The sequence below is a fragment of the Parabacteroides acidifaciens genome, from assembly GCF_003363715.1.
GTDB classification, from domain to species: domain Bacteria; phylum Bacteroidota; class Bacteroidia; order Bacteroidales; family Tannerellaceae; genus Parabacteroides; species Parabacteroides acidifaciens.
On sequence record NZ_QREV01000058.1, the window covers coordinates 18,928 to 28,449 of the forward strand.

A 9,522-nucleotide genomic window follows, 5' to 3' on the forward strand; every position below is an offset into this window, starting at 1 on the left:
CTATGTTTGAAGGACAGCCTAAAGGTTTATACGCGTTAGCCTTAGCGAATACGGGCGAGCGATTTGGTTACTACACCATGCTCGCGATCTTTACACTATTTTTACAAGCAAAGTTCGGCTTCACCGCCTCCGAGACATCGGACATATTCTCCACTTTCCTTGCCGGAGTGTATTTTACTCCCTTGATTGGTGGTTGGCTTGCCGATAAGTTCGGATATGGGAAAATGGTGACAAGCGGTATCTTTATCATGTTTTTCGGATATCTGCTATTATCCATTCCTGCCGGTAACGAATCCGCTAAATGGATGATGTTCGGTGCATTAACTATGATTGCATTAGGAACAGGTTTATTCAAAGGCAACCTCCAGGTTATGGTTGGTAACCTTTACGATGCCCCTCAATACAGAAATAAACGGGATTCCGCCTTCAGTATTTTCTATATGGCCATCAACATCGGCGCCCTGTATGCTCCGACTATGGCAACAGAAATGACAAACTGGATGCTGGCTAAGTCCAATCTGACTTATGAAGGTCAGATTCCTTCGCTCGCCCACCAGTATCTGAACGGTACAATCACCGAAAAAGGAACAGAATTGCTCGAATCATTCAGAGCTGCACAACACTTTACCGGCGACCTGGCAAGTTTCTCGACAACTTACATCGACAAATTGTCGGAAGCCTACAACTACGGTTTCGGTGTTGCCTGTATCTCGTTAATCCTTTCCATTGCTATCTACTATGGTTTCCGCAAAACATTCAAACATGCGGATGTGAATACCAAGCAGGCAAATGCTGCAGCTGCTGCAACAAAAACCGAACAACCGACAGAAGAAATTTCTCCGGCAGAAACCAAACAGCGTATCATCGCCTTGTGCCTCGTATTCGCTGTCGTTATCTTCTTCTGGATGGCATTCCACCAGAACGGATTGACCATGACATTCTTCGCCCGTGACTACACGGCTAATGCGGCAACCGGTCTGGACCGTTTAGGATTCAGCATCATTAACCTGACATTACTGATTATCATGGTATATGCAGGCTTCTCTATCTTCCAGTCGGCAACCAGCAAAGCGAAAACAATATCGACTGCCGTATTTGTCGGAGGCCTGGTTCTGCTCGGAATCAACTATTCGACACTGGATCCGTCTATCACGATCCTGCCGCAGATCTTCCAGCAGTTCAACCCGTTCTTCGTTGTAGCCTTGACTCCTGTATCACTGGCAGTATTCGGCTATTTAGCTAAGAAAGGAAAAGAGCCTTCCGCTCCGCGAAAGATCGGTTTGGGTATGTTAATCGCAGCCATCGGTTTCATGATCCTGGCTATCGGATCATTAGGATTGCCGACACCGGACAGCGTAGCAGCCAACGGTATCGAAAGCAGCCAGCTCGTTTCTCCCAATTGGTTGATATCGACCTATCTTGTGTTGACATTCGCCGAACTGCTCCTTTCACCGATGGGTATCTCATTCGTCTCGAAAGTGGCACCTCCCAAGTATAAAGGCTTGATGATGGGTGGATGGTTCGTAGCGACAGCATTGGGCAACAAGCTGGTCGGTGTGATCGGTAATATTTGGGGAGATATGCAACTCTGGATGGTATGGGGCGTACTGATCGTATGTTGCCTTGTAGCAGCACTGTTCATGTTCTCCATCATGAAGAAACTTGAAAAGGTTGCTAAATAAGAACAGATAAAAGATGAAAAAGCAGTATGCACATAAGCCGGTCACAATCCGCTTCAGAAGATGGAGCCGGAAAGGGTATGCTGCTTTCATCAGTGTGCAGCGTGCCGTAACGATTGGGCAACTGGCAGCACACGTGTCCGAGCGCTTCCAGGTAAAGAATGGTTCTAACCATACATCGGTACTCTCCTTCGACAAGACAGGAGAAGAAGAGATGATGGAAGACAAAACAAGCCGTGACGAAGTCGTCGGGGATACACTATCACTCCTGTTCGAGCAGGCGGTATGCCTCATTCTGACCGTTAGCCGCCCAGCGGCAGCGCAAGCAACACAGACAATAAAAAATAACATTTCCGAAAGCGCGGAAGGCTTCAGCTATTATATGCTGAGAGCCTTCCGCGCTTTCTGTTTATACAAATACATATTATATGATCGAAAAGCTTAAACAACACGTCCTCGCAGGCGGACTGCTCAACGAAGAACAGGCAAACATCCTGGCAGCCTCCCCCGACAAGGAAGCCCTCTATGAAGCCGCCCGCCAAATCACCCGCCACTTCATGGGAAACAAGTTCGACACCTGCTCTATCATCAATGCCAAGAGCGGGAACTGCAGCGAAGACTGTAAATGGTGTGCCCAGTCGGGACACTACAATACGAACGTGACACTTTATCCCCTCTTGCCGGCAGAAGAATGTATCCGCCATGCCACCTACAACCGCCGGCAGGGAATCGGGCGGTTCGCCCTTGTCACCAGTGGCAAGAAGGTTTCCGAAAAAGATATGGTAAAGGTGACCGACACCATCCGGCAGATCAAGCAGGCTACAGACATCAAATGCTGCGCCTCGATGGGCCTCCTCAGCCGCGAGCAACTGCAAGCCCTTTATGACAGTGGGACGGAAAACTATCACTGTAACATAGAAACAGCACCCTCCTACTTCCGCACCCTATGTACAACACACACGATGGAGCAGAAAATGGAAACCATCCGCACCGCCCGCAAGATAGGCTTCCGCATCTGTAGCGGTGGCATCATCGGCATGGGCGAAACGATGGAGCAACGCATCGAGATGGCCCTCTTCCTTCAAAGGGAAGGCATCCTTTCGATCCCCCTAAACCTGCTCCAGCCCATTCCCGGGACGCCACTCGGAGAGACGAAGCCGTTGACCGATGAAGAGATCCTGACCACCATCGCCCTCTTCCGCTTCATCAACCCGAAGGCTTACCTGCGCTTCTCCGGCGGACGGGCAAGGCTGAGCGAGGAGACCCAGCGCAAGGCGCTCCGTATTGGCATTAACGCAGCCATCATCGGAGACCTCCTGACCACCATCGGCAGCCGGGTGGCAGAAGACAAAGCCCTTTTCACAACGGAAGGATATTCATTAACTGAAAATACAGATTGGGAAAGATGACAACAGAAGAAATACTGAGTTTTGACCGTGAACACGTCTGGCACCCCTATACTTCGACCATTAATCCGCTACCGGTCTATCCGGTTGAACGGGCAGAAGGCGTAACGATTACGCTGAAAGATGGCCGTAAACTGATTGACGGTATGTCGTCTTGGTGGGCAGCCGTGCATGGATATAACCACCCGGTGCTAAATGCTGCCGTCCGTGAGCAGATAGACAAAATGAGTCACATCATGTTCGGAGGACTGACACATGAACCCGTCGTCGAGTTGGCAGCCAAGCTTTTACCGCTGCTACCACCCTCGATGGAAAAGATATTCTTTGCCGACAGCGGCTCCGTTGCGGTCGAAGTCGCCATGAAAATGGCGATCCAATATTGGCAATCGAAGTGCCGGAAGGGAAAGAACCGGAAACATGCCTTTGCCACAATCCGGAGCGGATATCATGGCGACACTTGGCACGCAATGTCTGTTTGCGATCCGGTAACAGGCATGCACGGTATCTTCGCCGGAAGCCTTCCCGTCCAGTTCTTCATCCCCCAGCCTTCCGTCAGGTTTCATGACGAATGGGATGAGAAAGCGATGGATCCCCTGAAAGACCTGTTGGCAAAACACGCCGGAGAGATTGCTGCCCTTATACTCGAACCGATCGTACAGGGAGCCGGAGGAATGTATTTCTACTCCCCTACATTTCTGGTACGGGCACGGGAGTTATGCGACCAATACGACGTCTTGCTTATATTCGATGAGATCGCTACAGGATTCGGTCGGACCGGCCGGCTCTTTGCCTGGGAGTGGGCGGGTGTCGAACCGGATATCATGTGTATCGGTAAAGCCTTGACCGGAGGTTATCTGACGCTTTCCGCCACGATTACCAGTACAGCGGTAGCTGACATGATTTGCAGCGGTGAAGCGGGATGTTTCATGCACGGCCCCACTTTTATGGGAAATCCGTTAGCTTGCGCCATCGCCTCGGCATCCGTTTCCCTTCTATTGGAAAATGGCTGGCAGGAAAAGGTTCACGCGATAGAAGCACAATTAAAAGCCGAACTCGCTCCGGCAGGCTCCTTCCCCAGCGTGAAAGAGGTACGGGTGTTAGGCGCTATCGGGGTGATCGAAATGAAAGAGCCTGTCGACATGGCCATCCTCCAAGAGCGATTTGTCAAAGAAGGCATCTGGGTACGTCCGTTCGGAAAGCTGGTTTATCTCATGCCTCCGTTCGTCATAACAAATAAAGAATTGTCGAAATTGACAAGTGGCCTGCTTCGTGTTTTCTGATAAATCATAACAACAAAGCAATGAAAGATTACAACATATTATTAGAGAAACTGAAAGAGACAGGTAATCTGCGGAGTCTGCCGGAAGTCATACACGAAGGGAAATGGATATGGAAAGAAGAGCGGAAGATGCTGAATCTTTCCTCCAACGACTATCTCGGCCTGGCGTCACGCAAGGAGCTGCGTGAAGAGTTTCTGAGGGAGATGCAGGAAAACGATTGGCTTTTCTCATCCTCGTCCTCCAGACTATTAACCGGCAATTTCAAAGTTTATACCGAGCTCGAGGAATGCTTGTCCGAACGATTCGGGCGCGAGGCCGCTTTGCTGTTCAACAGTGGTTATCATGCCAATACAGGCATACTTCCCGCCCTGGCGGACAAACAAACGCTGATACTGGCGGACAAACTGGTACATGCCAGCATCATAGACGGGCTCTTGCTGAGCGGCGCTCCTTATCAGCGATACCGCCACAATGACAACGAGCATCTGGCACGATTGCTTGCCAAATATGCACATGAATACGAACAGCTCATTATCGTCACGGAAAGCATCTTCAGTATGGACGGTGATGTCGCCGACCTCCGCCAACTCGTTTCCCTAAAGCGACAATTCCCAAACGTATGGCTCTATGTCGATGAAGCGCATGCCATTGGGGTAAGAGGTAAAACAGGATTAGGGATTGCGGAAGAACAAGATTGCATCGGGGATATAGACCTACTGGTCGGTACTTTTGGAAAGGCATTGGCATCTATGGGCGCCTACCTGCTATGCAGCCGGACGATTCGGGAATACCTGATCAATACCATGCGCCCACTTATCTTTAGCACCGCCCTCCCACCTGCCCAGATTGCCTGGACCCGGTACATTTTCGAGAAGCTTCCTGAGTTTACGGAAGAACGGCAGAGACTCGCCACAACCAGCCGTCTGCTATCGGAAGCATTAAAAGGCAAGGGAGGAGAAATTTCATCCAGCCACATCATTCCTTTCATCATCGGGGAAAACGAAGACTGTGTGGAGACGAGCCTAAGATTACAGCGGAAAGGTTTCTATTGCCTGCCTGTCCGTCCGCCGACAGTTCCGAAAGGAACGGCACGAATACGTTTCTCACTGACGGCCAATGTAACGGAAAGTGAAATAAAAGAATTGATTAACAGTATAGACTAATGAAAATAGATAAGCAAGTCAATAAGGGGCAAGGACGTCTATTGCTGTTCTTTTCCGGGTGGTCAGCATCTCCGGAACTGTTCCGCCCGCTAAAAGCAGAGCCCGGTACGGACGTTTGGATCTGCTATGACTACCGCGACCTCCGCTTCGGGGAGGGCCTGTCGGCTTACAAGGAAATCCGCCTGGTGGCATGGTCATTGGGCGTATGGGTAGCCTCGGCCCTGTTCCGGGGGAAAAAGGATATGTTTGTAGAAACTATTGCGATTAATGGGACGGACTATCCCGTTCACGACACCTGGGGAATCCCGCCTGCCGTATTCGAAGGAACGCTTGCGAATGTAACGGAGGAGGGCATGCACCGTTTCAACCGTCGGATGTGTGGAGGACGGGAAGTGCTCCAAACCTACGAACAAGTGGCTACCCGCCCGGTTGACGAGGTGCGCGAGGAGCTACAGACGCTCTACACCCATATCAATGAAGATGCGGTAAAGCCTGTCGCTGACAACTTCTGGACCCGGGCTGTTATCGCATCCGGCGACCGGATTTTTCCGTTCGCCAACCTGCACAATTACTGGCAAAACCGTTGCCAGGTAACCGTATTGGAGGCGCCTCACTATCCTTTTTATTTATGGAAACAATGGAATGAAATATGGAAGCAATAGACAGAGAACGCATACAGCATCGCTTCACCCGCGCATTGACAAGTTATGACAGCCAGGCGGATGCACAGCATCGGATTAGCCGAAAATTAGCATCTCTCCTGCCCGGACCAGTGGGAGGACATTATGGGCGCATCCTGGAAATCGGCTGTGGAACAGGTGGTTTCACCCGTTCCCTTATCGAACAATGCAAGGCGGAGGAATGGGTGTTGAATGACCTTTGCGAAGGTTGCCGGGAGAAGGTAAGCAAACTATTTCAGGGTTGCCCTCCTCGCTTTATCATGGGAGATGCAGAAGCGATCCCCTTTCCCGGCAAGTTCGACCTGATAGCTTCTGCCTCAGCCTTCCAGTGGATGAAAGAGCCGGAAAAGTTTCTCGGCAAGCTGGCGAGACTGCTGGAACCGCACGGTACGCTTCTGTTCAGCACCTTTGCCCCCGGTAACCTGTCAGAGATAAAAGAGCTAACGGGAAAAGGACTATCCTATCCCACTGCCAGCGAACTTGCCGGATGGTTGTCCGCCGGCTTCGACCTCCGGCATTGTGAAGAAGAGATAATCCGCCTGACTTTCAACAGTCCGCTGGATGTATTGAAGCACCTAAAAGCGACAGGAGTAACGGCTACGGGAAACGGTCTCTGGACAAAGGGCATGCTGGCTTCTTTCTGCAATCGCTACCGAGAACAGTTTCCGGCAGCCAACAATCAAGTAACACTCACATACCGCCCTCTCTATGTTGTGGCGATAAAAAAATAAACAGCTTATGAAAGGAAAAGTATTATTCATCACAGGTATCGATACCAACATCGGCAAGACCTTTGCCACCGGTATTCTTGCACGCGCATTAGCCGGAAAAGGGAAACAAGTAATCACCCAGAAAATGATCCAGACCGGCTGCACGGAGACTTCGGAGGATATAGAGATGCACCGCCGCCTGCAAGGTATTTCCTTCACGGAAGAGGACAAGGAGGGACTGACCTGCCCCTATATCTTCACCTATCCCTGTTCCCCACATATGGCGGCGGCAAAGGATGGGCGGACAATCGACCTGTCGGTGATCACCGAAGCGACCCGCCGGCTACAGGGGAAATATGAATATGTCCTGCTGGAAGGCGCAGGAGGATTGATGGTTCCAAATGACTTCCATTCGCTGACAATCGATTATGTAAAAGAACAGGGATATCCGGTAGTCCTGGTCACGTCCGGTAAGTTGGGCAGTATCAACCACACGCTGCTAAGCCTGTATGCCTGCAAGCAATACGGCATACGGGTCGAAGCTGTCATCTACAACCTCTATCCCCCGACTGACGAGCTGATTACAGCCAATACGTTGGAATATCTCAAACAATATCTGGAGAAAGAGTTCCCCGGTACTCCGGTCATCCTTCTCCCGGAGGAGTCGGATGCAGGAACGGAGGTGGATATCGACTGTCTGCTGTAAGCAGTTTATATATTCAGGGAGAAGATCCGCACTATTTCTTTTGCGGAGTGGTTGTCGGACCTTCGACGTATAGACGCCCGTTGTCGTCTATTCCCATCTTGTCGATGAAGACGACCCGTTCGTCACCGGTCTCCTGTGTCCGTCCGTGATAGACGCAATACATCTGCTTGCCGTCTTTAGACCAGGTCACACTGTTATGCCCGGTACCGGTAACGATGCCTCCCTGCTCCACGTTCTTTTGCAGGACAGGATTATCACTTGACTTGGTGAAAGAGCCGAGCGGATTCTTCGATGTAGCATAACCGACAGCATAATTCTTGCCCCCGAAATAATTGGCCGAATACATCATATAGTAAGTGTCTCCCTTCTTGAGCGTATAAGGGCCTTCGGTCCAACGGCGGTTCACCTCTCCGGTAGTGACGGAACGGCTTTCCCATTCGGATTGCGTGTCATCGAGTTTTACCGGGGGACGCAAGATAAGTACAGGCTCACCGATGACATCCGTCAGGTCGGGTTTCACCTCTATACCGTAAATCCAGCTCTCCTCTATTTCATTGAACTTCCCTTCTTTCCGGGCCTGTTCGGCGATCTCGCTCTCTACCGGATGCTTGTAGCAGCAACGGGAGAAGTACATATAAGTACGGCCATTGCCATCATCCACGAGGTTTCCGTCGATAACCGGATATCCCGGGTCAAACAGAGGTTTATCGGAAAGTTCCTTAAAAGGACCGGTCGGCTTGTCTGCCACAGCCACGCCGATACGGAAGTTTTCGAGTTCATTGGTCGGGTTTTCCTTCCAGTCGGCGCTGTAGAGCATGTAGAACTTACCATTACGTTCATAGACTTCAGGAGCCCAGAAGTTGGCAACGCCCCATGAACCGGGAACATTCCCCCGAAAAACCTGTCCTTCTGCTTTCCAGTTGACCATATCCGGTGAAGAATAGACGCAGAAACCGTCAACAGCTCCGCCACCTGTCCCATACATATAATATAGACCGTCCGATGCCAGCAAGACATAGGGATCACCAAACTGTACCGGGAGGGGATTCGAGTAGACAAGGATATCCTCCTTTTGAGCCTTGTTCACACATGAAGAGATGGTCAATGCGACCAAAAGCAGTAGTACTAATTGTTTTATTCGTATCATAGAATGTTTGTATAATTAAAAACACAAAGTAAATAATGACACAAATATACGAAACAGAAGCCAATTGTAAAAATACCTGCGACTGCTATATATATTTAACTTGCGATTTTGAAAATATTTCCTTTCCTTTGACAACTTATTGAAGCAAGTAAGACTATGGTTAGAAATATATTGATAGCAGTTTGTGCATTCCTTTTTGTCGCATGTAGTAAAGATACAGAATCCAAGTTATTCGGAAAATGGCAGTTGCAACAGGTAGAAGCGAGCGGAACAATCCAGGAGACCGATACGGTTTATTTCAATTTCGAGCACTCTTTATTCATGTACCAGATTTACTTCCCGGCTGTCGATTCATTCCTCCACTGTTATGGTTACAATGTCATGGAAGGAGATAAAACGCTCCTGCTGGAACTGATAAGCGACCCGAGACCAGTTGGGAAATTCCTGCCATATACCGATTGGGATTCGACCAAGCGGACTTACACTATTGACAAATTGACATCCAAGCAGTTAATACTTAACAGCGAAGGGAAGACTTATACTTTCCGGAAGTTCTGATAGCAGCTAATCTTAAAGACTCTTTCGAAACCAAAGTTTCTTACAGGAAGTTCATATAAAAAAGCCAGGACCCGTACCATTACAGATCCTATGTTTTTCGGAACATTTAGGCGCCGCTGACTTGTACGGAAAAAAGTTTACACAATTAGAAAATAAAAATGTGTAAAGAAAAGCGACACAATCGAAAATATAC

Annotated in this window: 10 protein-coding genes; 9 read left to right on the plus strand and 1 reads right to left on the minus strand. The window is 49.6% G+C overall.

Annotation, left to right across the window (positions count from 1 at the left end):
- Positions 1–2: 2 nt before the first annotated feature.
- Genes DWU89_RS17485 through bioD form a run of 8 tightly spaced genes read left to right on the plus strand, consistent with a single transcriptional unit; the run spans position 3 to position 7,624 of the window.
- Positions 3–1,682 carry a peptide MFS transporter gene (locus DWU89_RS17485; RefSeq protein ID WP_115500920.1) on the plus strand — a complete coding sequence of 560 codons (1,680 nt, stop codon included), beginning with the start codon at positions 3–5 and terminating at the stop codon, positions 1,680–1,682.
- A 13-nt stretch (positions 1,683–1,695) separates the two neighbouring features.
- Positions 1,696–2,124, plus strand: coding sequence for a hypothetical protein (locus DWU89_RS17490; protein ID WP_115500921.1), 429 nt, complete (start codon positions 1,696–1,698; stop codon positions 2,122–2,124).
- Positions 2,108–3,088 (plus strand): biotin synthase BioB, encoded by a 981-nt coding sequence (gene bioB, locus DWU89_RS17495; RefSeq protein ID WP_115500922.1) that lies wholly within the window; start codon positions 2,108–2,110, stop codon positions 3,086–3,088. Before DWU89_RS17490 ends, bioB begins: the two co-directional genes overlap by 17 nt.
- Complete coding sequence (gene bioA, locus DWU89_RS17500) at positions 3,085–4,365, plus strand: adenosylmethionine--8-amino-7-oxononanoate transaminase (RefSeq protein WP_115500923.1); 1,281 nt, start codon at positions 3,085–3,087, stop codon at positions 4,363–4,365. Before bioB ends, bioA begins: the two co-directional genes overlap by 4 nt.
- Positions 4,366–4,385: 20 nt before the next feature.
- Positions 4,386–5,528: an 8-amino-7-oxononanoate synthase gene (locus tag DWU89_RS17505; RefSeq protein ID WP_115500924.1), complete on the plus strand. Its 1,143-nt coding sequence runs from the start codon at positions 4,386–4,388 to the stop codon at positions 5,526–5,528.
- Positions 5,528–6,190, plus strand: a complete 663-nt coding sequence (locus DWU89_RS17510) for a DUF452 family protein (RefSeq protein WP_115500925.1) — start codon at positions 5,528–5,530, stop codon at positions 6,188–6,190. The genes DWU89_RS17505 and DWU89_RS17510 overlap by 1 nt, the downstream gene beginning before the upstream one ends.
- Positions 6,178–6,939: a malonyl-ACP O-methyltransferase BioC gene (bioC, locus tag DWU89_RS17515; protein ID WP_115500926.1), complete on the plus strand. Its 762-nt coding sequence runs from the start codon at positions 6,178–6,180 to the stop codon at positions 6,937–6,939. Before DWU89_RS17510 ends, bioC begins: the two co-directional genes overlap by 13 nt.
- A 7-nt stretch (positions 6,940–6,946) precedes the next feature.
- The gene (gene bioD / locus DWU89_RS17520; RefSeq protein WP_115500927.1) at positions 6,947–7,624 is read left to right on the plus strand and encodes a dethiobiotin synthase; all 678 of its coding nucleotides are present in this window, start codon (positions 6,947–6,949) and stop codon (positions 7,622–7,624) included.
- A gap of 31 nt (positions 7,625–7,655) precedes the next feature.
- On the opposite strand, the gene DWU89_RS17525 is transcribed toward bioD, so the two are convergent.
- Positions 7,656–8,771: a glycoside hydrolase family 43 protein gene (locus tag DWU89_RS17525; protein ID WP_115500928.1), complete on the minus strand. Its 1,116-nt coding sequence runs from the start codon at positions 8,769–8,771 to the stop codon at positions 7,656–7,658.
- Between the two features lie 156 nt (positions 8,772–8,927).
- On the opposite strand from DWU89_RS17525, the gene DWU89_RS17530 reads away from it, so the two are divergent.
- Positions 8,928–9,329: a lipocalin-like domain-containing protein gene (locus DWU89_RS17530; protein ID WP_115500929.1), complete on the plus strand. Its 402-nt coding sequence runs from the start codon at positions 8,928–8,930 to the stop codon at positions 9,327–9,329.
- The last annotated feature ends 193 nt before the right edge of the window (positions 9,330–9,522 follow it).

Excerpts from the sequence above, each read along its gene's own strand:
- DWU89_RS17485 (WP_115500920.1), top strand. The coding sequence starts at position 3 with ATGTTTGAAGGACAGCCTAAAGGTTTATACGCGTTAGCCTTAGCGAAT.
- DWU89_RS17490 (WP_115500921.1), top strand. The coding sequence starts at position 1,696 with ATGAAAAAGCAGTATGCACATAAGCCGGTCACAATCCGCTTCAGAAGA.
- bioB (WP_115500922.1), top strand. The coding sequence starts at position 2,108 with ATGATCGAAAAGCTTAAACAACACGTCCTCGCAGGCGGACTGCTCAAC.
- bioA (WP_115500923.1), top strand. The coding sequence starts at position 3,085 with ATGACAACAGAAGAAATACTGAGTTTTGACCGTGAACACGTCTGGCAC.
- DWU89_RS17505 (WP_115500924.1), top strand. The coding sequence starts at position 4,386 with ATGAAAGATTACAACATATTATTAGAGAAACTGAAAGAGACAGGTAAT.
- DWU89_RS17510 (WP_115500925.1), top strand. The coding sequence starts at position 5,528 with ATGAAAATAGATAAGCAAGTCAATAAGGGGCAAGGACGTCTATTGCTG.
- bioC (WP_115500926.1), top strand. The coding sequence starts at position 6,178 with ATGGAAGCAATAGACAGAGAACGCATACAGCATCGCTTCACCCGCGCA.
- bioD (WP_115500927.1), top strand. The coding sequence starts at position 6,947 with ATGAAAGGAAAAGTATTATTCATCACAGGTATCGATACCAACATCGGC.
- DWU89_RS17525 (WP_115500928.1), bottom strand. The coding sequence starts at position 8,771 with ATGATACGAATAAAACAATTAGTACTACTGCTTTTGGTCGCATTGACC.
- DWU89_RS17530 (WP_115500929.1), top strand. The coding sequence starts at position 8,928 with ATGGTTAGAAATATATTGATAGCAGTTTGTGCATTCCTTTTTGTCGCA.